General features: G+C 70.8%; 21 protein-coding genes and 1 pseudogene. 9 read left to right on the top strand and 13 right to left on the bottom strand.

Features of this window, described 5'->3' with window-relative positions; translation table 11 throughout:
* Positions 1 to 254: 254 nt before the first annotated feature.
* Entirely contained in the window at positions 255 to 1604 is a 1350-nt protein-coding gene (gene gabT, locus QT196_RS28955) for a 4-aminobutyrate--2-oxoglutarate transaminase (RefSeq protein ID WP_168481615.1), read from the top strand.
* Between the two features lie 695 nt (positions 1605 to 2299).
* Entirely contained in the window at positions 2300 to 2938 is a 639-nt protein-coding gene (locus QT196_RS28950; RefSeq protein ID WP_248001339.1) for a phosphatase PAP2 family protein, read from the top strand.
* A gap of 52 nt (positions 2939 to 2990) precedes the next feature.
* On the opposite strand, the gene QT196_RS28945 is transcribed toward QT196_RS28950, so the two are convergent.
* From QT196_RS28945 to QT196_RS28920, 6 genes are all read right to left on the bottom strand, one after another.
* The gene (locus QT196_RS28945; protein ID WP_168484053.1) at positions 2991 to 4394 is read right to left on the bottom strand and encodes an FAD-dependent oxidoreductase; all 1404 of its coding nucleotides are present in this window, start codon (positions 4392 to 4394) and stop codon (positions 2991 to 2993) included.
* 20 nt (positions 4395 to 4414) lie between these two features.
* On the bottom strand, positions 4415 to 5260 hold the full coding sequence (locus QT196_RS28940) for an ABC transporter permease (RefSeq protein WP_168481614.1): 846 nt from the start codon (positions 5258 to 5260) through the stop codon (positions 4415 to 4417).
* The gene (locus QT196_RS28935; protein WP_168481613.1) at positions 5260 to 6198 is read right to left on the bottom strand and encodes an ABC transporter permease; all 939 of its coding nucleotides are present in this window, start codon (positions 6196 to 6198) and stop codon (positions 5260 to 5262) included. Before QT196_RS28935 ends, QT196_RS28940 begins: the two co-directional genes overlap by 1 nt.
* Positions 6195 to 7358: an ABC transporter ATP-binding protein gene (locus QT196_RS28930; RefSeq protein ID WP_168481612.1), complete on the bottom strand. Its 1164-nt coding sequence runs from the start codon at positions 7356 to 7358 to the stop codon at positions 6195 to 6197. Before QT196_RS28930 ends, QT196_RS28935 begins: the two co-directional genes overlap by 4 nt.
* A 56-nt stretch (positions 7359 to 7414) precedes the next feature.
* Positions 7415 to 8662 carry a spermidine/putrescine ABC transporter substrate-binding protein gene (locus tag QT196_RS28925; protein WP_168481611.1) on the bottom strand — a complete coding sequence of 416 codons (1248 nt, stop codon included), beginning with the start codon at positions 8660 to 8662 and terminating at the stop codon, positions 7415 to 7417.
* A gap of 137 nt (positions 8663 to 8799) precedes the next feature.
* The gene (locus tag QT196_RS28920) at positions 8800 to 10317 is read right to left on the bottom strand and encodes a gamma-aminobutyraldehyde dehydrogenase (protein WP_168481610.1); all 1518 of its coding nucleotides are present in this window, start codon (positions 10315 to 10317) and stop codon (positions 8800 to 8802) included.
* Positions 10318 to 10518: 201 nt separating this feature from the next.
* Between QT196_RS28920 and QT196_RS28915 the strand changes: the two genes are divergently transcribed.
* Both QT196_RS28915 and QT196_RS28910 read left to right on the top strand, forming a co-directional pair.
* The gene (locus QT196_RS28915; protein WP_168481609.1) at positions 10519 to 11142 is read left to right on the top strand and encodes an NADAR family protein; all 624 of its coding nucleotides are present in this window, start codon (positions 10519 to 10521) and stop codon (positions 11140 to 11142) included.
* 125 nt (positions 11143 to 11267) lie between these two features.
* Positions 11268 to 12290, top strand: coding sequence for an adenosine deaminase (locus tag QT196_RS28910; RefSeq protein ID WP_168481608.1), 1023 nt, complete (start codon positions 11268 to 11270; stop codon positions 12288 to 12290).
* Between the two features lie 119 nt (positions 12291 to 12409).
* Here QT196_RS28910 and QT196_RS28905 read toward each other — a convergent pair whose 3' ends face one another.
* The 3 genes from QT196_RS28905 to QT196_RS28895 all read right to left on the bottom strand — a co-directional run bounded on the left by QT196_RS28905 (position 12410) and on the right by QT196_RS28895 (position 15976).
* On the bottom strand, positions 12410 to 13201 hold the full coding sequence (locus tag QT196_RS28905) for a thioesterase family protein (RefSeq protein ID WP_211117445.1): 792 nt from the start codon (positions 13199 to 13201) through the stop codon (positions 12410 to 12412).
* Between the two features lie 23 nt (positions 13202 to 13224).
* Positions 13225 to 14406, bottom strand: coding sequence for a spermidine/putrescine ABC transporter substrate-binding protein (locus QT196_RS28900; protein WP_168481606.1), 1182 nt, complete (start codon positions 14404 to 14406; stop codon positions 13225 to 13227).
* A gap of 115 nt (positions 14407 to 14521) precedes the next feature.
* Complete coding sequence (locus tag QT196_RS28895; protein ID WP_168481605.1) at positions 14522 to 15976, bottom strand: gamma-aminobutyraldehyde dehydrogenase; 1455 nt, start codon at positions 15974 to 15976, stop codon at positions 14522 to 14524.
* Between the two features lie 170 nt (positions 15977 to 16146).
* Here QT196_RS28895 and QT196_RS28890 point away from each other — a divergent pair, with 170 nt between their 5' ends.
* The 4 genes from QT196_RS28890 to QT196_RS28875 all read left to right on the top strand — a co-directional run bounded on the left by QT196_RS28890 (position 16147) and on the right by QT196_RS28875 (position 20117).
* Positions 16147 to 16638, top strand: coding sequence for an Lrp/AsnC family transcriptional regulator (locus QT196_RS28890; RefSeq protein WP_085927545.1), 492 nt, complete (start codon positions 16147 to 16149; stop codon positions 16636 to 16638).
* A 2-nt stretch (positions 16639 to 16640) separates the two neighbouring features.
* A complete protein-coding gene (locus QT196_RS28885; RefSeq protein WP_168481604.1) occupies positions 16641 to 18002 on the top strand; it encodes an aspartate aminotransferase family protein in 1362 nt (453 codons plus the stop codon).
* 214 nt (positions 18003 to 18216) lie between these two features.
* Positions 18217 to 18957 carry an ATP-binding cassette domain-containing protein gene (locus tag QT196_RS28880; RefSeq protein WP_168481603.1) on the top strand — a complete coding sequence of 247 codons (741 nt, stop codon included), beginning with the start codon at positions 18217 to 18219 and terminating at the stop codon, positions 18955 to 18957.
* Positions 18939 to 20117, top strand: a complete 1179-nt coding sequence (locus tag QT196_RS28875; RefSeq protein WP_168481602.1) for a hypothetical protein — start codon at positions 18939 to 18941, stop codon at positions 20115 to 20117. The genes QT196_RS28880 and QT196_RS28875 overlap by 19 nt, the downstream gene beginning before the upstream one ends.
* Positions 20118 to 20190: 73 nt before the next feature.
* Here QT196_RS28875 and QT196_RS28870 read toward each other — a convergent pair whose 3' ends face one another.
* The 4 genes and pseudogenes from QT196_RS28870 to QT196_RS28855 form a co-directional block, all read right to left on the bottom strand.
* Positions 20191 to 20397, bottom strand: coding sequence for a hypothetical protein (locus tag QT196_RS28870; protein WP_266734504.1), 207 nt, complete (start codon positions 20395 to 20397; stop codon positions 20191 to 20193).
* Between the two features lie 38 nt (positions 20398 to 20435).
* A pseudogene (locus QT196_RS28865) lies at positions 20436 to 20555 on the bottom strand (FAD-dependent monooxygenase); the annotation flags it as partial.
* A gap of 25 nt (positions 20556 to 20580) precedes the next feature.
* Complete coding sequence (locus QT196_RS28860) at positions 20581 to 21291, bottom strand: VC0807 family protein (RefSeq protein ID WP_290355974.1); 711 nt, start codon at positions 21289 to 21291, stop codon at positions 20581 to 20583.
* Entirely contained in the window at positions 21288 to 21932 is a 645-nt protein-coding gene (locus QT196_RS28855) for a TetR/AcrR family transcriptional regulator (protein ID WP_168481600.1), read from the bottom strand. Before QT196_RS28855 ends, QT196_RS28860 begins: the two co-directional genes overlap by 4 nt.
* A gap of 205 nt (positions 21933 to 22137) precedes the next feature.
* Here QT196_RS28855 and QT196_RS28850 point away from each other — a divergent pair, with 205 nt between their 5' ends.
* Positions 22138 to 23292: an LOG family protein gene (locus QT196_RS28850; RefSeq protein WP_248001338.1), complete on the top strand. Its 1155-nt coding sequence runs from the start codon at positions 22138 to 22140 to the stop codon at positions 23290 to 23292.
* Positions 23293 to 23385: the final 93 nt, after the last annotated feature.

Raw genomic sequence — 23385 nt, 5'->3', positions numbered from 1 at the left:
CCTTGTCCCCCTTGAGCCGTGGCCTGCCGCGGCCGGGGCGGCCGGCCGCGTTGTCATTGTCATGCCCGTGCTGGTGGCCGCCGTTGCCGGGTGGGCCGGCGTTCAATCTACTGGCCGTGGGGCGTCGCTATGTCCGGTGCGGACAACGCAACACGCGCACTTCTCCCGAACGGAACATGCCAGACCCGCCCGGCCGCCCCTAGCCTGCGAGAACAACACCTGTGTACGTCCCGTTCCACCCCCAGGAGACTGCCATGACCGAACTGTCCGGAGGCCCCGCCCTCGCCCAGGAGCGTCGCGTCGTCACCGCGATCCCCGGCCCGAAGTCGCAGGAGCTGTGGGCCCGTAAGCAGGCCACGGTCGCCGGTGGTGTCGGCGCCGTGCTGCCCGTCTTCGTCAAGCGCGCGGGCGGTGGCGTCCTGGAGGACGTGGACGGCAACTCCCTGATCGACTTCGGCTCCGGCATCGCGGTGACCTCCGTGGGCAACAGCGCGGAGGCGGTCGTCCGCCGGGCCACCGCGCAGCTCCAGGCCTTCACCCACACCTGCGCCATGGTCGCGCCGTACGAGCCGTACATCGAGGTCTGTGAGCAGCTGGCGGAGCTGACGCCGGGCGACCACGCGAAGAAGTCGGCGCTGTTCAACTCCGGTGCGGAGGCGGTCGAGAACGCCGTCAAGATCGCCCGGGTGCACACCAAGCGCCAGGCGGTCGTCGTCTTCGACCACGGCTACCACGGCCGGACGAACCTGACGATGGCGCTCACGTCCAAGAACATGCCGTACAAGCAGGGCTTCGGCCCGTTCGCGCCCGAGGTCTACCGCGTCCCGGTGGCCTACCCCTACCGCTGGCTGACCGGCCCGGAGAACTGCGCGCAGGAGGCCGCCGACCAGGCCATCTCGCAGATCACCAAGCAGATCGGCGCGGAGAACGTCGCGGCGATCATCATCGAGCCGGTGCTCGGTGAGGGCGGGTTCATCGAGCCGGCCAAGGGCTTCCTCCCGGCGATCGCGAACTTCGCGAAGGAGAACGGGATCGTCTTCGTCGCGGACGAGATCCAGTCCGGCTTCTGCCGCACCGGCCAGTGGTTCGCGTGCGAGGACGAGGGCATCGTCCCGGACCTGATCACGACGGCCAAGGGCATCGCGGGCGGTCTGCCGCTGGCGGCCGTCACCGGGCGCGCGGAGATCATGGACGCGGCGCACGCGGGCGGCCTGGGCGGCACCTACGGCGGTAACCCGGTCGCCTGCGCCGCGGCGCTCGGCTCCATCGAGACCATGCGCGAGCAGGACCTGAACGCCAAGGCCCGCCGGATCGGCGAGGTCATGACGGCCCGTCTGCACGCGATCGCGGAGAAGTACGACATCATCGGCGAGGTCCGCGGCCGCGGCGCGATGATCGCGATCGAGCTGGTCAAGTCCGGTTCCAAGGAGCCGAACCCGGAGGTCACCGGCGCCCTCGCCAAGGCCTGCCACCAGGAGGGCCTGCTGGTGCTGACGACCGGCACGTACGGCAATGTGCTGCGCTTCCTGCCGCCGCTGGTCATCGGTGAGGACCTGCTCAACGAGGGTCTGGACATCCTTGAGGGCGCCTTCGCCGCGCTCTGAGCGGCCGACGGCGCGCACCCCGCGGGAGGAACCCCGGCGCGGCCCGGGGCACGACTCATGTCGTGCCCCGGGCCGCGCCCCGTTCCGGGTCTGGGGACGGGCGGGCGGGGCGCAGGGGGACGGGCCGGTGCGCGAGCCGGTGGACGGGCCGGTGCGGGCCGGTGCGGGCCGGTGCACGCCTCTGTCCGCCTTCCCCTCCACCCCCTCCTGCTCCCCTTCTGTCCCCCTTTCTGGGCTCATTTCCGTATGGACGCGCGTAGCTGGAGACATGGCGTGAAGAAGATGTGCGGGGCCGATGGCGGCAGGGTGATGCGCCTGTCGGGCGCGCTCGCCGTGCCGTACGGTTTCTGCAGATGAGAGAAACACCCCGCTCGCAGGGGACTGCGGGCGACGCCCGGTCGGCGCTTCCCCGGCTTCGACCAGGCCGTGCCCTCGCGCACACCACCGGAACCCCCGGTTCCGGGAATCCTCACCGATCGGATGTCCGCCCGCCCCATACCCCCCGGGGCGCGCGGGACACCGGTCCACCCGGCCGCCTCGGAACTACCCCCCCTGTTCCGAGGCGGCCGCCCCCTTTTCCGGGCTCTTCTGACGCACCGTGTTCCCCTGGCCCGTCCGGTGGCGGCTCCCGGCGCCTCTCCCCGTGGTGGGTCGGTGCCTTCGGTGCACTGCTCTTCGCGGCGCTCACCTGGCAGGTGGCCGGGCACGGCCCGCTGCGCGCCCTCGACGAACGGCTCGGCCGCGCGCTGGCCACCAGTCATCTCCCCGCCGGGCCCGCCGAGTTCTGCGCCGATCTCGGCAACACGGCCGTGGCGCTACCGGTGTTGTGTCTGGTCATGGTGTGGGCGGGGTGGCAGGGGTGGCGCGGCGGAAGCGAGGAGGCGCCCAACGAAGGTGCCCCGGTGCGGTGGTGGCTGCCGCCGCTCGCCGCCGGCCTCACCCTGGCCGTCGTGCCCGCGCTGGTCGTCCCGCTCAAACTGTGGCTCGCGCGGCCGGGTCCGCCGGAGATGGCGGGCGGGGCGCACGACGGCTTCTATCCGTCGGGTCATGGCGCCACGGCGGCGGTGGCGTACGGGGTGGCCGCGCTGTTGGTGCTCCGCGGGGTACGGGGGAAGCGGGCGGGCCGCCCGGCCCGTCGGCTGGTCGCGCCGTCGGTCGTGGCCGTGGTGGCGCTGCTGAATGTGGCCGTCGGACTCGGTCTGGTGCGTCGCGGCTACCACTGGCCGCTGGACGTGCTCGGCAGCTGGTGTCTGGCCGCGGTGCTGCTGGCGGTGTGGTGCGCGGTGTGTGACCGGTGGTCGGGGGCGGGCGCCGGGCGGGCGTCGAAGCGCTGAGGAATACGCAGGGGGCGGACGGCTGTCGGCCGCCCGCCCCCTGCGCCGCGCGTCAGCTGTCGAAGCCCAGCCCCACCTTGTCCATGGCCTTCAGCCACAGATTGCGGCGGCCGCCACGGGTGTCGGCCTGGGTCATCGACCACTGGGTGATCCCGATACCGGCCCAGCGCAGCGGCTCGGGCGGGAAGGGCAGCGGCTTGCTGCGGACCATCTCCAGCTCCGTACGCTCGGTGCGCTCGCCGGACAGCAGGTCGAGCATCACATCGGCGCCGAAGCGGGTGGCTCCCACGCCGAGGCCGGTGTAGCCGGTGGCGTAGGCGACCCGGCCGGCGTGTGCGGTGCCGAAGAACGCGGAGAAGCGGGAGCAGGTGTCGATGGCGCCACCCCAGGTGTGGGTGAAGCGGAGCCCCTCCAACTGCGGGAAGCAGCGGAAGAAGTGCCGGGCGAGCTTCTCGTAGGTGGCGGGGTGGTGGTCGTACTCGGCCCGGATGCCGCCGCCGTAGCGGTAGACGATGTCGTAGCCGCCCCACAGGATGCGGTTGTCGGCGGTGATGCGGAAGTAGTGGAAGTGGTTGTTGGAGTCCGAGAGGCCCTGGCGGTTCTTCCAGCCGATGGCGGCGAGCTGTTCCTCGGAGAGCGGCTCGGTCATCAGGGCGTGGTCGTAGACCGGGACGATGTACGGGCGGACCCGCTTGACCAGTGACGGGAAGGCGTTGGTGCCGAGCGCGACATGGCGGGCGAAGACCCGGCCGTAGGGCGTGCGGACGGCCATGCCGATGCCGTCGGAGGCCAGGTCGGTGGCGGGGGTGCGCTCGTAGATGCGGACGCCGAGGCCGAGGCAGGCCTGCTTCAGGCCCCAGGCGAGCCGGGCCGGGTTGAGCATGGCGACGCCGTCGCGGTCCCACAGTCCGGCGCGGAAGGTCGGCGAGTCGACCTGGGCGCGCAGCTCGTCCTCGTCGAGGAAGGTGTGCCGGTCCAGGCCGAGTCCGGCGGCGTCCTCGGCGAACTCCTTGAGTTCGGCGATCTGGTGGGGCTCGGTGGCGATGTCGATCTCGCCGGTGCGCTCGAAGGCGCAGTCGATGCCGTAGCGCTCGACGGCCTCCCCGATGGCGTCGAGGTTGCGGATGCCGAGCTGTTCGAGGGTGGCGAGTTCACCGGGCCAGCGGGCCAGGCCGTTGCCGAGGCCATGGGTGAGGGAGGCGGCGCAGAAACCGCCGTTGCGTCCGGAGGCGGCCCAGCCGATCTCGGCGCCCTCGACGAGGACGACATCGCGCTGGGGGTCGCGCTCCTTGGCGATCAGCGCGGTCCACAGGCCGGAATAGCCGCCGCCGACGACCAGCAGATCGCAGGTCTCGTCGCCGACGAGGGCGGGTCGGGCGGCCGGCCGGTCCGGATCGGCCAGCCAGAAGGGGGTGGGTTCGGCGTCCGCGAGCGCATGCGCGGCGGACGGGGTCATGGCAGCTCGTGCCATGGTTCTCAGCTCCTCTTGCTCCTTTTGCGGGCCCCGGCCAGCTGGCCGACGACTACACACACCACGGCGACCAGGAACATCGCCGTGCCGATGACGTTGATCTGCACCGGCGTGCCCCGCTGCGCCGATCCCCAGACGAACATGGGGAAGGTGACGGTGGAGCCGGCGTTGAAGTTGGTGATGATGAAGTCGTCGAAGGACAGGGCGAAGGACAGCAGCGCGCCGGAGGCGATACCGGGGGCGGCGATCGGCAGCGTCACCCGCAGGAAGGTCTGGACGGGGGACGCGTAGAGGTCCTGGGCGGCCTGTTCCAGGCGCGGGTCCATGCTCATCACCCGGGCCTTGACGGCGGTGACGACGAAACTCAGACAGAACATGATGTGCGCGATGAGGATCGTCCAGAAGCCGAACTGGATGCCCATGTTGAGGAAGAGGGTCGCCAGCGAGGCGGCCATGACGACCTCGGGCATCGCCATCGGCAGGAAGATCAGGGTGTTGACGCCGGAGCGGGCCCGGAAGCGGTAGCGGGCCAGCGCGAACGCGATCATGGTGCCGAGGACGGTCGCGCCGACGGTGGCCCACAGCGCGAGCTGAAGGCTCAGGCCCAGCGAGCCGCACAGGTCGGCGACGCCGCACGGATCGCGCCAGGCGTCCGTGGAGAAGCGCTGCCACTGGTAGTTGAAGCGGCCGTTGGGCTTGTTGAAGGAGAAGACCATCACCACGATGTTGGGCAGGATCAGGTAGCCCAGCGTGCCCAGGCCCGCTATCGCGACGATGTTGCGGCGCAGCCAGCGCAGGCCCCGGTTCGGGGTGCGGACCGCGGTGGCTTCGGTGGTCCCGTGGACGGCCATCAGACCAGATCCTCCGTCCCCGACTTGCGGATGTAGATCGTGACCATGGCGAGGATGGCCGCCATGAGGATGAAGGAGAGGGCGGCGGCGGTCGGGTAGTCCAGCACCCGCAGGAACTGCGACTGGATGACGTTGCCGATCATCTTCTGGTCGGTGGAGCCCAGCAGTTCGGCGTTGATGTAGTCACCGGCGGCGGGGATGAAGGTGAGCAGGGTGCCGGCGACGACACCGGGCATCGACAGCGGGAAGGTCACCCGGCGGAAGGTGGTGGACGGCCGGGCGTAGAGGTCCCCGGCGGCCTCGTGCAGCCGCGGGTCGATGCGCTCCAGCGAGGTGTAGAGCGGCAGCACCATGAACGGCAGGAAGTTGTAGGTCAGTCCGCAGACCACGGCGAGCGGGGTGGCGAGCACCCGCTGTCCTTCGGTGAGGCCCAGCCAGCTGGTGACGTCCAGGACGTGCAGCGAGTTCAGCAGCCCGACGACCGGTCCGCCGTCGGCCAGGATCGTCTTCCAGGCGAGCGTACGGATCAGGAAGCTGGTGAAGAACGGCGCGATGACCAGGATCATCACGATATTGCGCCAGCGGCCGGCCTTGAAGGCGATGAGGTAGGCCAGCGGGTAGCCCAGGAGCAGACAGAGCGCGGTGGCGGTGGCGGCGTAGCCCACGGAGCGGACGAACTGCGGCCAGTATTCGCCGAGCGCGTCCCAGTACGTCGCGAAGTGCCAGGTGACCTTGAAGCCCTCTTCGAGGGAGCCGGTCTGGACCGAGGTCGACGCCTGGTAGACGAGCGGGGCGGCGAAGAAGATGATCAGCCACAGGATGCCGGGCAGCAGCAGCCAGTAGGGGACGAGCCGCTTGCGGACGGGGGTCTTGCGCACCTCCAGGGGTGCCGTCCCGGCCTGGCCGTCCGGTGGTGCGGGCGTCTCGGTGGTGGTCACGCGGCCTCCTCGTCGAGGTCCGCGCCGGCCTGGATGTCCTGTGCGGCGTCCAGACCGAAGGTGTGCGCCGGGTTCCAGTGCAGGACGATCTCGGCGCCGGGGACGAGGCGCTCGTCGCGCTCGACGTTCTGCTCGTAGACGGCGAGCCGGCCCAGGCCGGGTACCTCGACGACGTACTGGGTGGAGACGCCGATGAAGCTGGCGTCCTTGATGCGGCCGGGCAGCCGGTTGCGGCCTTCGGCGATGGTGCCGGCGTCATCGGTGTGTATGAGGGCGACCTTCTCGGGCCGTATACCGGCCAGCACCTTCCCGCCGGTACGGGCCGGGGTGCTGCACCGGGCGGCGGGCAGCCGCAGCTTGGCGTCGGCCGCCGTGAGCAGCAGCTCGTCCCCGCCGGCCTCGACGACCTCGGCCTCGATGAGGTTGGAGGTGCCCAGGAAGTTGGCGACGAAGGTGGTGGCGGGGTTCTCGTAGAGGTCGGCGGGGGCGCCGAGCTGTTCGACCCGGCCGCCGTTCATCACGGCCACGGTGTCGGCCATCGTCATGGCCTCCTCCTGGTCGTGGGTGACATGCACGAAGGTGATGCCGACCTCGGTCTGGATGCGCTTGAGCTCCAGCTGCATCTGGCGGCGCAGCTTGAGGTCGAGGGCGCCGAGCGGCTCGTCGAGCAGCAGCACCTGGGGGTGGTTGATCAGCGCGCGGGCGACCGCGACGCGCTGCTGCTGGCCGCCGGAGAGCTGCTGCGGCTTGCGGCGTGCCATCGGGCCGAGCTGGACGAGGTCGAGCATCTCCTCGACCTGCTTCTTGACGGACTTGATGCGGCGGCGGCGCAGACCGAAGGCGACGTTCTCGTAGATGTCCAGGTGCGGGAAGAGCGCGTAGTTCTGGAAGACGGTGTTGACCTGGCGCTTGTACGGCGGCAGGACCGTGACGTCCCGGCCGGACAGCTCGACGGTGCCGGTGGTGGGCTCCTCCAGCCCGGCGATCATGCGCAGAGTGGTCGTCTTGCCGCAGCCCGAGGCGCCCAGGAGCGCGAAGAAGGAGCCCGCGGGGACGGTCAGGTCGAGCGGATGGACGGCGGTGAAGGAGCCGTAGGTCTTGCTGATCCCTTGGAGGCGGACGTCGCCGCCGCTGCTCTGGGGGGTCGCGGAGTGGGTCATGTCGGTCGTCCCGTGGGTCGGTGGGCGAAACGGCTCGGCGGGCCTGAGAGGGGGGATCAGGCGCCGGTGAGGTCGGAGAACTTCTGAGTGAACGCCTTGTTCTCCTTGGCGGACAAGGCACGGAAGGAGTGGGACTTCTCGGCCATCTCCTGGTCCGGGATGATCAGCGGGTTGGCGGCCGCCTTCTTGTCGATCTTGGCGAGTTCCTCGCGTACGCCTTCCACGGGGCAGACGTAGTTGATGTACGCCGCGACCTTCGCCGCCACCTTCGGCTCGTAGAAGTAGTCGATGAGCCGTTCGGCGTTCTGCTTGTGGCGGGCCTTGTTCGGCACCATGAGGTTGTCGGTGGACGTCATATAGCCGTCCTTGGGGACGGCGAAGCCGATGTCCGGGTTGTCGTTCTGGAGCTGGACGACATCACCCGCCCAGGCCACACAGGCGGCGAGGTCGCCCTTGTCCAGGTCGGTGGTGTAGTCGTTGCCGGTGAAGCGGCGGATCTGCTTGGAGTCCACGCCCTTCTGGAGCCGGGCGAGCGCCGCGTCGAAGTCGTCCGCGGTGCAGTCCTCGGGCCGTTTGCCCATGTCCAGGAGGGTCAGTCCGACGCTGTCGCGCATCTCGGAGAGGAAGCCGACCCGGCCCTTGAGCTCGGGGTCCTCCAGCAGCTGGCTGATCGAGTCGACCTTGCGGCCCCCGGTGGCCTTCTTGTTGTACGCGATGATCGCCGGGATGCCCTGCCAGGGGTAGGAGTGCGCGCGGCCGGGGTCCCAGGCGGGGCTGCGGAACTGGGGCGTGAGGTTGCTGTAGGCGTGCGGAAGGTTGGCCGGGTCCAGGGACTCGATCCAGCCGAGGGAGATCATCCGCGCGCACATCCAGTCGGTGAGCACGATCAGATCCCGGCCGGTGTCCTGGCCCGCCGCGAGCTGGGCCTGGATCTTGCCGAAGAACTCGTCGTTGTCGTTGATGTCCTCGGTGTATTTGACCGCGATGCCAGTGCGCCGGGTGAAGTGCTCCAGGGTGGGCCGGTGCTTGCCGTCGTCGGTGACGTCCATGTACTCGGTCCAGTTGGAGAAGTTGATCCGCTTCTCCGCCCCGGAGTGGTCCGCGGAACGGCCGGCGTCCGTACGGCCCGCGGGCGGGATACCGCAGCCCGCCAGGGCGCCGAGGCCCCCGATCGTGGCCGCCATGGCGCCGCTCGCGCGCAGCAGGGCGCGGCGGCTCATGGCGAGCCGGCCGTCGGTCAGGCTCCGGCGCATGGCGGCGAGTTCGACCGGGGACAGGGGTTCGGGCTGCTCGTGGTGCTCCATGCGCAGTGCCCTTTCAGGGGATGAGCCCGGCGCTCGGCCGGTGGTGACGATGCCGCGCGGCGCTGGCCGCTGGGTGGGGCCCGCGGGGGCCGGTGGGGGCTCGGTGGTGCCAGGTGGTGCTCAGCGGTGGGCAGCCCTTACGGGCGGTCCCCGAAGATCGTGCGGTGCCAGTCCTTGCGCGCGACCGCGGTGTTGTCGTACATGACGTGCTTGACCTGGGTGTACTCGTCGAAGGAGTAGGCCGACATGTCCTTGCCGTAGCCGGACGCCTTGGCGCCGCCGTGCGGCATCTCGCTGAGGATCGGGATGTGGTCGTTGACCCAGACACAGCCCGCGTTGATCTCGCGGGTGGCGCGGCCGGTGCGGTAGACGTCCCGGCTCCAGGCGGAGGCGGCCAGCCCGTAGGGGGTGTCGTTGGCCAGCGCGATGCCCTCGTCGTCGCTGTCGAAGGGCAGCACGACCAGCACCGGACCGAAGACCTCGGACTGCACGATCTCGCTGTCCTGCGCGGCCCCGGCGATCAGCGTCGGCCGGTAGTACGCGCCCTTGGCCAGCTCGCCACCGGGCGCCTCGCCGCCGGTGACGACGGTGGCGTAGCCGCGCGCCCGGTCGACGAAGCCGGCCACCCGGTCGCGCTGGGTGTGCGAGATCAGCGGGCCCAGGTCGGTGGACGGGTCGAAGGGGTCGCCGAGCCGTACGGTCGCCATCAGGTCGGCGACGCCGCTGACGAAGGCGTCGTAGAGCGGGCGCTGGACGTAGGCGCGGGTGGCGGCGGTGCAGTCCTGGCCGGTGTTGATCAGCGATCCGGCGACCGCTCCATGGACGGCGGCCTCCAGATCCGCGTCGTCGAAGACGACGAAGGGGGCCTTGCCGCCGAGTTCGAGGTGCAGCCGCTTGACGGTGCTGGTGGCGATCTCGGCGACGCGCTTGCCGACGGCGGTCGAGCCGGTGAAGGAGGTCATCGCGACGGAGGGGTGGCCGACAAGGCGCTCACCGGCGTCCCGGCCCGCGCCGGAGACGATGTTGAGCACCCCGTCGGGCAGCCCGGCGCGCTGCGCGGCCTGGGCGAACAGCAGCGAGGTGAACGGGGTGATCTCGGCCGGCTTCAGGACGATGGTGTTGCCCGCGGCGATGGCCGGCAGCACCTTCCAGGCGGCCATCTGGAGCGGGTAGTTCCACGGCGCGATGGAGCCGACCACGCCGATCGGCTCGCGGCGGATGACGGAGGTGTGGTCGGCGCTGTATTCGCCGGCCGCCTTGCCCTCCAGGTGACGGGCGGCGCCCGCGAAAAAGGCCGCGTTGTCGATCGAGCCCGGTACGTCGAACTCGTTGCTGAGCTTGATCGGCTTTCCGCAGTTCAGCGATTCCGCGTAGGCGAGATCGGCGGCGTCCTCGGCGAGCGCGGCCGCGAAACGGTGCAGGGTGTCGGAGCGCTCCCCCGGTGTGGCACCGCCCCACTCCGGGAACGCCTGCCGGGCGGCGTCCACGGCCGCGTCGACATCCGCCGTCCCCGCGAGCGCGTAGGAGTACACCGTCTCGCCGGTCGCCGGGTCCACGACGTCCTGGGTGCGTCCGGAACTGCCGGTGCGGAGACTTCCCGCGATGAATTGCGCGCCCTCGGCGAACCGCTCGGCGACATCGAATCGGTGATCCATGGTGCTCTCCTCCGCCGGGCGCCGGAGCCGCTCAGCGGCACCTTCCGGCGTAGCTATTTCCGGAATCGATGGCCGATCTTGACAGAGTAGAGCGGCCTCAACAAGGGATTCCGTTGTTGCCTTTTGGTTACGCGACGGATTCTGCGATTTCACCCTCGGGGACCCCGACACGTTGTCAGTGCCCGCTGACAGAATCCCGGCATGATGCACGACAGCACGGGGAGCACCACGGGGGACGCGGCCGGACCGGTCGCGGACGGGCCCCGCTCGGTCGGGGAGCTGTGCCGGCGGACCGCCACCGGCAAGCGTCTCAAATACGTCCATTTCTGGGGCCACAGCCCTCGGCGTGACGGCAGCCTGGGCGTGAGCTGCTTCAGCCAGTGGTGGCCCGCCCCCTTCACCGCCGAGGGCGTCCACTACGCCACCGCGGAGCACTGGATGATGGCCGGCAAGGCCCGGCTGTTCGGCGACGCGGAGGCGGAGCGCCGGGTCCTCGCGGCCCGCCACCCCAAGCAGGCCAAGGACGCCGGGCGCACGGTCCGCGGCTTCGACGAGGAGACCTGGCAGCGGCACCGCTTCGACCTGGTCGTCGACGGCAGCGTCCACAAGTTCGGCCAGGACGCCGCCCTGCGGGAGTATCTGCTCGGCACGAACTCCCGGGTGCTGGTCGAGGCCAGCCCCGTGGACCGGATATGGGGCATCGGCCTCGCCGCCGACGACGAGCGGGCCGCGGACCCGGCGCGCTGGCAGGGGCTGAATCTGCTCGGCTTCGCGCTGATGGCGGCCCGCCAGCGGCTGCGGGAAGCGGCGGGCACGGCGTCGTAGGGCGAACCGTGCAGCCGGCCGGCCGGGAGCGATCCACGGACCCGCGCCCCCGGCGGGCCCTGCCCCACTTAGCATGGCCAGGCCGTTCCGCGCACCCATGCGCGCCCTTTGACCAGGAGGAACCGTTGTCCGATCTCGATGCCTTCATCGCGGGCCTGCCCAAGGCGGAGCTGCACGTCCACCACGTCGGATCGGCCTCCCCGCGCATCGTCTCCGAGCTGGCGGCGCGGCACCCCGACTCCGCCGTCCCCACCGACCCCGAGGCGCTGGCCGACTACTTCACCTTCCGAGACTTCGCGCACTTCATCGAGGTCTATCTCTCCGTCGTGGACCTGGTCCGCGACGCCGAGGACGTCCGGCTGCTGACCTACGAGGTCGCCCGGGACATGGCACGCCAGCAGATCCGCTACGCCGAGCTGACCCTCACCCCGTTCAGCTCGACCCGCCGCGGTATCCCCGACGCCGCGTACGTCGAGGCCATCGAGGACGCCCGGAAGGCGGCGGAGTCGGAGCTGGGCGTGGTGCTGCGCTGGTGCTTCGACATCCCCGGTGAGGCGGGTCTGGAGGCCGCGGAGGAGACCGCCAGGATCGCCTGTGACCTCCAGCCCGAGGGCCTGGTCTCGTTCGGCCTGGGCGGCCCGGAGATCGGGGTGCCGCGCCCGCAGTTCAAGCCGTACTTCGACCGCGCCCGCGCGGCCGGTCTGCACTCCGTACCGCACGCCGGGGAGACCACCGGCCCCGGCACGATCTGGGACGCCCTCAACGAGCTGGGCGCCGAGCGCATCGGCCATGGCACCAGCGCCACCCAGGACCCCCGGCTGCTGGCCCATCTCGCCGAGCACCGCATCCCGCTGGAGGTCTGCCCCACCTCCAACATCGCCACCCGCGCGGTGCGCACCCTGGAGGAGCACCCGGTCAAGGAGATGGCCGACGCGGGCGTACTGGTCACCATCAACAGCGACGACCCCCCGATGTTCGGCACGGACCTCAACACCGAATACGCCGTCGCCGCCCGCCTGCTGGGCCTGGACACCACCGGCCTGGCCGCCCTCGCCAAGAACGCCGTGACCGCGTCCTTCATGGACACCACCGCCAAGGCGAAGCTGACGGCCGAGATCGACACCTACACGGCATCGTGGCGCGGCTGACGGCGACGGCCGCGACGGCCTGACTCCCGCTGCCCCGCCGCCCTGGACGGCGGCGGGGTGGCTCCCGAGGGCGAACTGCCGCTCCCGTCACAGGGGTTCACAGCATGCTCGCGGGCCCGTCAGCGGTCGGCGACCAACAAGGTTTGCAGGACGCGGCCGCAGTCTCCGTCCCGGTCGTCGAGCTGCCCGAGCGCCAGGCCGGATCCGCCGGGGCTGGCCGCGGTCGCGGACCGTACGCACAGCCATTCACCGACGGGCTCCCGGTGCAGCGCCAGCGTGACGTCCGTGTTGATGACGAACTGCTGCCGGTGGTCGAGTTCGAAGGCGACCCCCCAGCTGCTGTCGGCCAGGGTCAGGGCCCGCGTCAGGGGAGTGTCTTCCTCACCGGCCACCAGCGGGATGCGCTGCCGCGCCCAGGCCGTTCCCGGGCCGGGCGTGTCAAACCCGTCTCCTGGCGCGAACCGCCACTCCATCGCTGACATGTAGCCGTCCAGGTGAGCGTCCGCCATCGTGTGCGCGGGCTGCGGGTGAGGAAGCTGCGGCGGGTCGGAAACGGGCCGCAGCCGGGGAGTGTCGGCAGGACTGCCGGCCACCCGCCAGGCCCGCGCCATCAGCACACTCTCACCGTCCGAGGTCAGCTCGCCCTCCAACAGCTCGGTGCGCCCGCCCGAGCGGAGGGTACGGACTTCGGCCCGCAGATCGCCCACCGGAACCGGGCGCGGTAGCTCCAGCGTGACGCGGGCGATGCGGAACCCCTCCCGGGCCGCGTGCTGCTCGAACGCCCGCCCCATCAGCGCGGAGGGCGGGCCGCCATGCTGTGCCTTCGGGCTCCACGGCCCCGCGGTGGAGGGGCTGCTCGCGTACAGGCCGTCGCCCAGGGGCCGATAGAAGGATTCATGCGGTGACGTCATCTCCGCCATTTTGAGCCCTCCCCTCACAACCCCACCATCCCGTTCCACTCCTTGGCGAACTCCGGCCGCTCCTTCGACGTGATGTCGCGGGCGATGGCCAGCCGCTTGCGCATGGTGTCGTCGGGGAAGATCAGCGGGTCCTCGGCGAGTGCGGCGCGTTCCTTGTCCTTGGAGGAGGCGAGGATGTCGCGGGCGGCCGGTACGGGGCAGACGTAGTTGACCCAGGCGGCCAGGTCGGCGGCCACCTCGGGGCGGTAGTAGTAGTCGATCAGCCGCTCGGCGTTGCGCTTGTGCTCGGCGAGGTCGGGGATCAGCAGGCTCTCGGCCCAGAGTTCGGCTCCTTCCTCGGGCACCACGAATTCGATGTCCGGGTTGTCCGCCTGGAGCTGGATCACATCGCCCGAGTAGGCCTGCGCGGCGAGCACATCCCCGGAGTCCAGGTCCTTGATGTAGTCGTTGCCGGTGAAGCGCCGGATGTGGCCCTTGCTCACCAGGCGGCGGATCCGGTCGGTCATCCGGTGGAAGTCGTCGGCCGTCCAGCGGGTGATGTCCACCCCCTCGCCCTGCATGAGCAGCGCGAAGGACTCGTCGAGCCCGGAGAGCAGGGTGACCCGGCCGCGCAGATCGTCCTTCCACAGGTCGGCGGTGTGCTTGATCTCCCGGCCGAGCTTCTTGCGGTTGTAGGCGATGCCGGTGATGCCGGACTGCCAGGGCACCGAGTGGGTGCGGCCCGGGTCGAAGTGCGGGTTCCGCAGCAGCGGATCGAGGTTCCGGGCGACGTGCGGCTGGGCGGCGCGGTCCATTTCCTGGACCCAGCCCAGCCGGACGAAGCGGGCGCACATCCAGTCGCTGATGACGATCAGATCGCGGCCGGTGCTCTGGTGGTTCATCAGCGCCGGGCTGATCTTGCCGAAGAACTCGTCGTTGTCGTTGATCTCCTCGGTGTACGTGACGGAGATCCCGGTGTGCCGCTCGAAGGCGTCCAGGGTGGGGCGGCGCTGTTTGTGGCGGTCGTCGACGTCGATGTAGAGGGGCCAGTTGGCGAAGACGAGCCGGTGGTCCCGTGCCGACCGGTCCGGGCCGCCGCGGTCCGCCGTCTCGACGTAGGCCGGCGGCACCCCGCATCCGGTCATGGCGGCCAGCGCCCCCGTCACACCCAGTCCGCCCATGCCCCGGAGCAGCGCCCGCCGCGAAAGATCTGCCATGGCGAGCACTCTCACGTGCCGCGGGCGGAGGCGGCAAGCGACAGAGCGTCAATTGCCGGGCCTCCGCCCGCGACGGTGTGTCGAGCGTTCCGCCCGACGGGAGCGTTCCCCCGGCTCAGCCGTCGAGGGAGGTCATCACGTGCTTGATCCGGGTGTAGTCGTCGAAGCCGTAGGCCGACAGGTCCTTGCCGTAGCCGGACTTCTTGAATCCGCCGTGCGGCATCTCGGCGACCAGCGGGATGTGGGTGTTGATCCACACACAGCCGAAGTCGAGGCTCCTGGACATCCGCATCGCGCGGGCGTGGTCCTTGGTCCACACCGAGGACGCCAGGGCGTACTCGACGCCGTTGGCCCACTCCACGGCCTGCTTCTCGTCGCTGAAGGACTGGACGGTGATGACCGGGCCGAAGACCTCGTGCTGGACGATCTCGTCGTCCTGCTTGAGGCCCGAGACGACGGTCGGGGCGAAGAAGTAGCCCTTCTCGCCGACCTGCTCGCCGCCCGCCTCGATCTTGGCGTGCGCGGGCAGCCGCTCGATGAAGCCCTTGACCTGCTTGAGCTGGTTGGCGTTGTTCAGCGGGCCGTAGAGCACGTCCTCGTCGTCGACCGCGCCGGTCTTGGTCTCCGAGGCGGCCTTGGCCAGCGCGGCGACGAACTCGTCGTGGATGGACTCCTGGACGAGCACCCGGGTCGCGGCCGTGCAGTCCTGGCCGGCGTTGAAGTAGCCGGCGACCGAGATGTCCTCGACGGCCTTGGCGATGTCGGTGTCCTCGAAGACGACGACCGGCGCCTTGCCACCCAGCTCCAGGTGGACCCGCTTGAGGTCCTTGGACGCGGACTCGGCGACCTGCATACCGGCGCGCACCGAGCCGGTGATCGAGGCCATCGCCGGGACCTTGTGCTCGACCATCAGCCGGCCGGTCTCGCGGTCACCGCAGAGGACGTTGAACACGCCGCGGGAGTGGCCCAGTTCGTCCAGCACACTGCCGATGATGTCGGCGATCAGCACCGTGGAGGCCGGGGTGGTGTCGGACGGCTTGATGACGACGGTGTTGCCCGCGGCCAGCGCCGGGGCGAACTTCCACACGGCCATCATCATCGGGTAGTTCCACGGCGCGACCTGGGCGCAGACGCCGACCGGCTCGCGGCGGATGATCGAGGTGAAGCCTTCCATGTACTCGCCGGCCGAGCGGCCTTCGAGCATCCGGGCGGCACCCGCGAAGAAGCGGATCTGGTCCACCATCGGCGGGATTTCCTCGGACCGTACGAGCGCGACCGGCTTGCCGCAGTTCTCCGACTCGGCGGCGATCAGCTCTTCGGCCCGCTCCTCGAAGCGGTCGGCGATCTTCAGCAGGACCTTCTGGCGCTCGGCCGGGATCAGGTCGCGCCAGGCGGGGAAGGCGGCCTCGGCGGCGGCCATCGCCGCGTCCACGTCGGCGGCGGCCGAGAGCGGGGCGGTGGCGTACGCCTCACCCGTGGCGGGGTTGACCACCTCCGTGGTCCGCCCGTCGGCGGCGTCCCGGAACTCCCCGTCGATGTAGTTGCGCAGACGACGCAGTGCGGTGGTCACTGTGCGCCCCCTTCAGTCAGAAGTCTGGTGGTTTGGACATCCACCCTAGCCATGGAACCCACGTTTTCAACACACCCGCCACCCATGAACAACGGAATCAGTGAAATTCTGATCGCTAGACGACTAATTTCATCGGTTTGGGGTTGCAAGACAGACGAGGCTCGTGCACAGTGAACGGCGTGGCTCCCCGTAACGGTCATGACAGAACCGGCACCCCATCGATTGACTCCGTCTCCCTGGCGATCATCGAGCAGCTCCAGGAGGACGGGCGCCGTCCGTACGCCGCGATCGGCAAGGCCGTCGGCCTGTCCGAAGCGGCGGTACGCCAGCGCGTACAGAAACTGCTCGACCAAGGCGTGATGCAGATCGTCGCGGTCACCGACCCCCTCACGGTCGGTTTCCGACGGCAGGCAATGGTCGGCATCAACGTCGAAGGTGACCTCGACCCCGTTGCCGACGCCCTGACGGTCATGGAAGAGGTCGAGTACGTCGTCATGACGGCAGGCTCCTTCGATCTCCTCATCGAGATCGTCTGCGAGGACGACGACCACCTTCTGGAAATGATCAACAAGCGGATCCGCACGCTTCCCGGCGTCCGATCCACCGAGAGCTTCGTGTACCTCAAGCTCCGGAAGCAGACCTACACCTGGGGAACGAGATAGCAATGAGCGGCGACCTCTCCAAGACGGCATACGACCACCTGTGGATGCACTTCACCCGCATGTCGTCGTACGAGAATGCCCCCGTGCCCACGATCGTGCGCGGCGAGGGCACCAACATCTACGACGACAAGGGCAAGCGCTACATCGACGGGCTCGCCGGCCTCTTCGTGGTCAACGCCGGCCACGGCCGGGTGGAGCTCGCCGAGACCGCCTTCAAGCAGGCGCAGGAGCTGGCCTTCTTCCCCGTGTGGTCCTACGCCCACCCCAAGGCGGTGGAGCTGGCCGAGCGGCTGGCGAACGAGGCCCCCGGTGACCTCAACAAGGTCTTCTTCACCACCGGTGGCGGCGAGGCCGTCGAGACCGCCTGGAAGCTGGCCAAGCAGTACTTCAAGCTCGTCGGCAAGCCGATGAAGCACAAGGTGATATCCCGCGCGGTGGCCTACCACGGCACCCCGCAGGGCGCCCTGTCCATCACCGGCCTGCCCGCTCTGAAGGCCCCCTTCGAGCCGCTGGTCCCCGGCGCGCACAAGGTCCCGAACACCAACATCTACCGCGCCCCGATCCACGGCGACGACCCCGAGGCCTTCGGCCGCTGGGCCGCCGACCAGATCGAGCAGCAGATCCTCTTCGAGGGCCCGGAGACCGTCGCCGCGGTCTTCCTGGAGCCGGTGCAGAACGCCGGCGGCTGCTTCCCGCCGCCGCCCGGCTACTTCCAGCGGGTCCGCGAGATCTGCGACCAGTACGACGTACTGCTCGTCTCCGACGAGGTCATCTGCGCCTTCGGCCGGCTCGGTACGACGTTCGCCTGTGACAAGTTCGGCTACGTCCCGGACATGATCACCTGCGCCAAGGGCATGACCTCGGGCTACTCCCCGATCGGCGCCTGCATCATCTCCGACCGCCTGGCCGAGCCGTTCTACAAGGGCGACAACACCTTCCTGCACGGCTACACCTTCGGCGGCCACCCGGTCTCCGCGGCCGTCGGCGTCGCCAACCTCGACATCTTCGAGCGCGAGGGCCTCAACCAGCACGTCCTCGACAACGAGGCCAACTTCCTCAACACCCTGGAGAAGCTGCACGACCTGCCGATCGTCGGCGACGTCCGCGGCAACGGCTTCTTCTACGGCATCGAACTCGTCAAGGACAAGGCCACCAAGGAGTCCTTCAACGACGAGGAGACCGAGCGCGTCCTGTACGGCTTCCTCTCCAAGGCGCTGTACGACAACGGTCTCTACTGCCGCGCCGACGACCGTGGCGACCCGGTCATCCAGCTCGCCCCGCCGCTGATCGCCGACCAGCCGGTCTTCGACGAGATCGAGCAGATTCTGCGCACGGTCCTCACCGAGGCCTGGACCAAGCTCTGACCCTCACGGCGCCAACCGGTCCACTCGTACACAATTGAATATCCAGCGGCCCGGATTCACTCACTTCAAGCCATACGAGTGAATCTGGGCCGTTGTGCTGCCAAGCGGCGAATACCGGGGGTCACCAATCCTTACCGTGCTTGTGACCGATACCCTCCATGGTCGTTCACCCGGTCGGGGGAACGATTCGACGCCTACAACAAGAGGTGCGCAGATGGTGGCCCCGCCTGACAACGACGTTCTCTGGGCCCGCGGCCTGCACCACGCGTACGGCGGCACCTCCGCCCTCGCCGGAGTCTCCGTCGGCGTCCCCGAAGGCGAGATCCTCGCCGTCACCGGCCCGCGCGGCAGTGGCAAGACCACCCTGCTGAAGTGTCTGTCCGGTCAACTCGTCCCGGCCGAGGGCGAGGTGTGGTTCAACAGCTCCCCCGTGCACACCCTCTCCTCCCCCAGCCGCGAACGGCTGCGGCTGGACCGGTTCGGCTGGATCGACACCGAACCGCACCTCGTCGCCGAACTCACCGCCTGGGAGAACGCCGCCCTCCCCCTCCTGCTCCGCGGCACCGGCACCCGCTCCGCCAAGCACACCGCCCTCGAATGGCTGGACCGCCTCGACGTCGGCATGTGCGCCGGGCGCCGCCCCGCCAAGCTCGACCAGTCCCAGCGCCAGCGCGTGGCCATCGCCCGCGCCCTCGCGACCACGCCCCAGGTGCTGTTCGCCGACGAGCCGACCGCCCCGCTGCACCGCACCGACGGCACCCAGGTACTGCGCACCCTCACCACCGCGGCCCGCTCGCACCAGATCACCGTGGTCCTGGCGACCCATGACCCCGATGCCGCCACGCTCGCCGACCGGACCCTCGCGCTCCTCGACGGCCACCAGTCGAGCGGTGCGCCCGCCACCAACGGCGCCTCCGATGAGGAAAGCAGGGCAGAGTGCTCGCTCTCCGTCTAGCCCGCGGCTCGCGCCCCCTCGTCCTGCTGCGCCGCCTCTCGGTCACCGCCGCGGCGGCCGGCACCGGCTTCCTGCTGCTCTCCACCCTCGGCCATGCCGCCGGCCATCCGTCCGCGGTCGACGAGTCGCTGGTGCGCCTGCTGTGGTGCGCGGCCCCGCTCGCCGCCACCGCCCAGTTCGCGGTGTCCACGGCGCGTACGGACCCCGCCGCCCGCCTCCAGCGCGGCATGACCGCCGCCGGACTCGGCCCGCTCCGGCTCACCCTGCTCGCCACCGCCTCCACCGCGCTGACCTGCTTCCTCGGCGTCGCGCTGGCCCTGCTGGCCTTCCTCCGGCTGCGCGGCGACCTCGGCCCCGGGCAGCTCGGCCGCCCGTCCTCCCTCGGTCTGGACTCCGACCTGCTCGGCAGCGGCCACCCGGTGCCGCTCGTCGGCGCCCTGCTGCTGCTGGCGACCGTGCCGCTGACCGCCGCGGCCGCGACCGCTGTCGCCCTGCGCCCCCGCGACGAGGCCGGCGCTCCCGAGATCGACAGCCGCCCCCGGACCGCCCAGCCCTCCGGCCTCCCGTGGGGCATCGCGATGGCCGCGGCCGGCCTGGCGATCGAGGCGTACGCCAGCCGCGGCGCCCACGCCCCCGGCGGACTGCTGCCGCTGCCCGGCCGGCTCGTCGGCAGCCCGCCCGGTGTACTGGCCGGCTGGGCGCTGTCGGCCTTCGGCCTCGTACTGGCCGGTCCCGGTCTGGTGCATCTGTGCGGCCGGCTGCTCTGCGCCGGCCGCCCCGGCGCACTGCGTCTGCTGTCCGGCCGCGTGCTCCAGGAGGAGGCGCACCGCCTCGGCCGCCCGCTCGGGGTGCTGTGCGCGGTCGCCTCCGCCGCGTACGCCGCCGTGAAGGTCTACGAGTCCTCGCCCGCCAGCCCGTTCGGCCCGCTCACCGCGCTCGGCGCGGCCGTCGTCCTCGCCTGTGTCACCGCCAGCGCGCTCACCGCCGCAGTGGAGTCCCGCTCGGCCCGCGCCCACACCACGGCGGCCCTCCGCCGCCTCGGCGCCTCCGCCTCGGTACTCCACCGCGCCGCGGCCCTGCGCTTCCTGTCACTGCTCCTCGTCCTGGCCCCACTGACCTGGACCGTCGCGGAGATGGCCACGCTGCCGCTGGTGCATTGAGCAGTGCAGGGCCCGGGCGGCCCGTCCCGGTAACGGCGACGGGCGGCCCGTCCCGGTGAGGGCGCCATCCGCGTCAGCGCAGCCGCCCGGGCGCGCCGCCGTCGGGCAGCCGGCTCCGGGACGGACCGAACCAACGGGCGAGGGCTGCGCGCAGACCATCCGCGTCGTCGTCCCGCCCGGCCCGGCAGACATGCCCGTCCGGGCGGACCAGCAGTGCCTCGCCGCCGTCGGCCGCGGGCCCCTGATCGATACGGTCGGCCCAATCCGCCGCGGCAGCCACCGGCAGTCCAGCACCTCGGCGGTGCGCGGCTGGAGGTTGAGCGCCTTGGACCGGCCGGTCCGTTGGGGCAGCCGCTCCACGACGGTGGTCCGCACCCCGGCCAGGCCCAGCTCGTTGGCGAGCAGCAGGCCGGTCGGACCCGCCCCCGCGATCAGCACCTCGACGTCGGCGTCCACGGCTCCCCTACAGCTTCATGCCGTGCCGGGTGAGGTACCAGTTGTGCCAGGTGAGCAGCCCGCCGAGGAGCGCCAGCCAGAGCACGGTGCCGGCGAGCGGGAAGGCGTCCACCGGGATCGTGTACGCCAGCACCACCCGCAGCACCGCGTCGAGCAGGAAGACCGCGCCCCACACCGCCGTGACCAGCCGCAGGTGGTGACGGAAGGCCGGCTCCGGGTCCCACCGCGCCTCCCATTGGGCCAGTCCGGCCTCGCCGACCTTGGCGATGACGATGCCGCGCGAGGCCGACATGATGAACGGGCGCCGGGTGAGCAGCGTGCCGAGCACCCAGAGCCCGATCGCGGCGGTCAGCCAGCTGTCCCGGATCATCAGCACCCGCGGGCTGCCGCTGATCAGGGACAGCAGGGTGCCGGCCACCACCAGGGTCAGCGTGAACACCGCCATCGCCTCCACCCGGCGCCGGCGCACGATGCCGTAGCCGATCCACGGCAGCAGCAGTACACCGCCGGCGACCATCGAGAGCCACTGGCTCGCGCCGGCCGCGCGCAGCCCGTAGTAGGAGCCGAGCGGGAGGACGAGTTCGAAGAGCAGCTGCGCGGCGAGCCGCCGGCGCAGCGCCGCCGTGCGGCCCGGGACGGGCGCCGCCGCGGGCGCGTCGGTTCCGGTCTGTGGTGCGTGTGGCGTTGCCATGGTGCCTGCCCCCGTGTCCGTGGTCATGACGTGCTTCTGGTGGCGCGGTCGAACAGGTCCGCCAGCTCCCGGCCGGCGGCCCGCACATCGAGGCCGGGATCGTGGGTGGCGCGGCGCACCACGTCGTCGATGGCGGCGCGGATCGCCCGCATCATCACCCACGGGTCGAAGTCCCGGAACTCGCCGGTCCGCTGCGCCTTGCGGAGCTGTTCCACCTGGACGGCGAGGTTGGCCTCCGTGGTGTCGAGGAAGGCGACCATGCCGGGGTCGCCGCCGCGGAGGTTGGCGAGGATCTCGACGATCGCCGCGAGGTGGTTCGGGTACTCGGCGCACAGGTCGAGGTTGCCCTCGATGGAGGCGCGCAGCCGGGCCGCATAGCTCTCGTGGGCCTCGATACGGGGACGGAGATAGCCCTCCGCGAGCCGCATCACGTCGGTGACGACCTCCCGCATCAGGTCGTCCCGCCCGTCGAAGTGGTACGAGATCATCCCCGTGCTGCTCAGCCCGGCGCGCTCCGCGATCTTCGCGAAGGAGGCCCGGTGGTACCCGGCCTCGGCGATGACCTCGATCGCCGCGGCGACGATCTGGGCGCGGCGCCCCGTCTCCGTGAAGGAGGGCCCGGCCCTGCGCGCCGCCTTTTGCTTGGCCGTGCTGTTTTTTGCTTGCATGAGCAAGAAGGTAGCGAGGTTTACTCAGCCGAGCAAGACGGTGGGGCGCCGGGGAGGGAAATCGGCGCGCGGGGGTACCGCGTGAGCACGGACGTACCGGGCGGGCGCGCGACGGTGCGCTCCTGGGCGTCCTCGAAGCGGCCGCCCCGGGCGGAGAGGTACCTCGCCCCCTGGGCGGTGACACCGCGGTCCTAACATGACGGGCGTGCAGTCGAATTCACAGCCGGCGTCCCGCCGCACCCGTGCCCATGCCGACCACGACGACCGTGAGATCGAGACCCTGGAGGAGTTCGACCAGGTCGTCGCCTCGGGGAGTCTCGCCGGACATCGTGTCCAGTCGGTCGACCTGACGGACCGTACGTTCGCGCTGCTCAGCGCGGACACCACGGAGTCCGTGTTTCTCGGCTGCGCCATGGAGCCGGACGCCGCCGCCAAGGTGCGTGCCGGGGGCTCGCTGGTCTTCCCACCCGTGCCGGACCTGCCGTTCGATCCGTACCGGGGCGCGCTGTACGGCCCGGACGAGCTCTTCGAGGGGCTGGCCGACGGCGGCTTCGACGCCACCCCGGACGCCCGTACCTACGGCTGGTACCAGGAGACCAAGTCGGACGGCGACATCTTCGCCTCGATGCTGCGCAGCATCCATGACGACGCCGTGTCCGACGCCCTGGACGAACACCTCGCCGGTGCGCAGGTGGTGGGCATCATGGGCGGCCATGCATTGGAGCGCGGTTCCGCGGCGTACGCGGGCGCGGCCCGGCTCGGGCGCCGGCTCACCCGCGACGGGCTGACCGTCGCGACCGGTGGCGGCCCCGGCGCGATGGAGGCGGCGAACCTCGGGGCGTACGCCGCGCCCTTCGAGGACGAGATGCTCGACCAGTCGCTGGCGCTCCTCGCCAAGACGCCGCACTTCACCCCGTCCGTCACGGACTGGGCCCGGGCCGCCTTCGAGATACGCGAGAGCCGGCCGGGCGGCGGCGTCTCGGCCGGCATTCCCACCTGGTTCTACGGGCATGAGCCGCCGAACGCCTTCGCGTCCCACATAGCCAAGTACTTCGTCAACGCGGTGCGCGAGGACGGGCTGCTGGCGCGCTCCAACGCCGGTGTCGTGTTCCTGCCGGGCGCGGCCGGGACCGTACAGGAGATCTTCGACAATGCGACCCCGAACTACTACCAGTCGCGGGGCGAGCCGACGCCGATGGTGCTGGTGAACCGCGCGCACTGGACGGAGAAGCTGCCCACCTGGCCGCTGCTCCAGGCGCTGGCGGCGGACCGTCCCATGGCGGCCCGGATCGCCCTGGTCGACTCGGTGGACGAGGCCCCGGAGGCGCTGGCCCGCCTCCGCACCCAGGCGCCTTCCTGACGCGTCCGCCGCCCGCCGGCTCCCCGGCGTCGAAGGCTCCGCGCGGCTGCGGTTCGGCGACGCACCGGTGTATTTGCCGGCGGAGGCAACTCC

Source organism: Streptomyces sp. P9-2B-2, from assembly GCF_030406865.1.
GTDB lineage: Bacteria > Actinomycetota > Actinomycetes > Streptomycetales > Streptomycetaceae > Streptomyces > Streptomyces platensis.
The sequence above is the reverse complement of the archived record's forward strand: the minus strand, read 5'-3'. Positions and strand labels throughout refer to the sequence as shown.

Excerpts from the sequence above, each read along its gene's own strand:
- QT196_RS28880 (WP_168481603.1), top strand. The coding sequence starts at position 18,217 with ATGGTGGCCCCGCCTGACAACGACGTTCTCTGGGCCCGCGGCCTGCAC.
- QT196_RS28915 (WP_168481609.1), top strand. The coding sequence starts at position 10,519 with ATGATGCACGACAGCACGGGGAGCACCACGGGGGACGCGGCCGGACCG.
- QT196_RS28945 (WP_168484053.1), bottom strand. The coding sequence starts at position 4,394 with ATGACCCCGTCCGCCGCGCATGCGCTCGCGGACGCCGAACCCACCCCC.
- QT196_RS28905 (WP_211117445.1), bottom strand. The coding sequence starts at position 13,201 with ATGACGTCACCGCATGAATCCTTCTATCGGCCCCTGGGCGACGGCCTG.
- gabT (WP_168481615.1), top strand. The coding sequence starts at position 255 with ATGACCGAACTGTCCGGAGGCCCCGCCCTCGCCCAGGAGCGTCGCGTC.
- QT196_RS28940 (WP_168481614.1), bottom strand. The coding sequence starts at position 5,260 with ATGGCCGTCCACGGGACCACCGAAGCCACCGCGGTCCGCACCCCGAAC.
- QT196_RS28885 (WP_168481604.1), top strand. The coding sequence starts at position 16,641 with ATGAGCGGCGACCTCTCCAAGACGGCATACGACCACCTGTGGATGCAC.
- QT196_RS28930 (WP_168481612.1), bottom strand. The coding sequence starts at position 7,358 with ATGACCCACTCCGCGACCCCCCAGAGCAGCGGCGGCGACGTCCGCCTC.
- QT196_RS28925 (WP_168481611.1), bottom strand. The coding sequence starts at position 8,662 with ATGGAGCACCACGAGCAGCCCGAACCCCTGTCCCCGGTCGAACTCGCC.
- QT196_RS28920 (WP_168481610.1), bottom strand. The coding sequence starts at position 10,317 with ATGGATCACCGATTCGATGTCGCCGAGCGGTTCGCCGAGGGCGCGCAA.
- QT196_RS28900 (WP_168481606.1), bottom strand. The coding sequence starts at position 14,406 with ATGGCAGATCTTTCGCGGCGGGCGCTGCTCCGGGGCATGGGCGGACTG.
- QT196_RS28855 (WP_168481600.1), bottom strand. The coding sequence starts at position 21,932 with ATGCAAGCAAAAAACAGCACGGCCAAGCAAAAGGCGGCGCGCAGGGCC.
- QT196_RS28860 (WP_290355974.1), bottom strand. The coding sequence starts at position 21,291 with ATGACCACGGACACGGGGGCAGGCACCATGGCAACGCCACACGCACCA.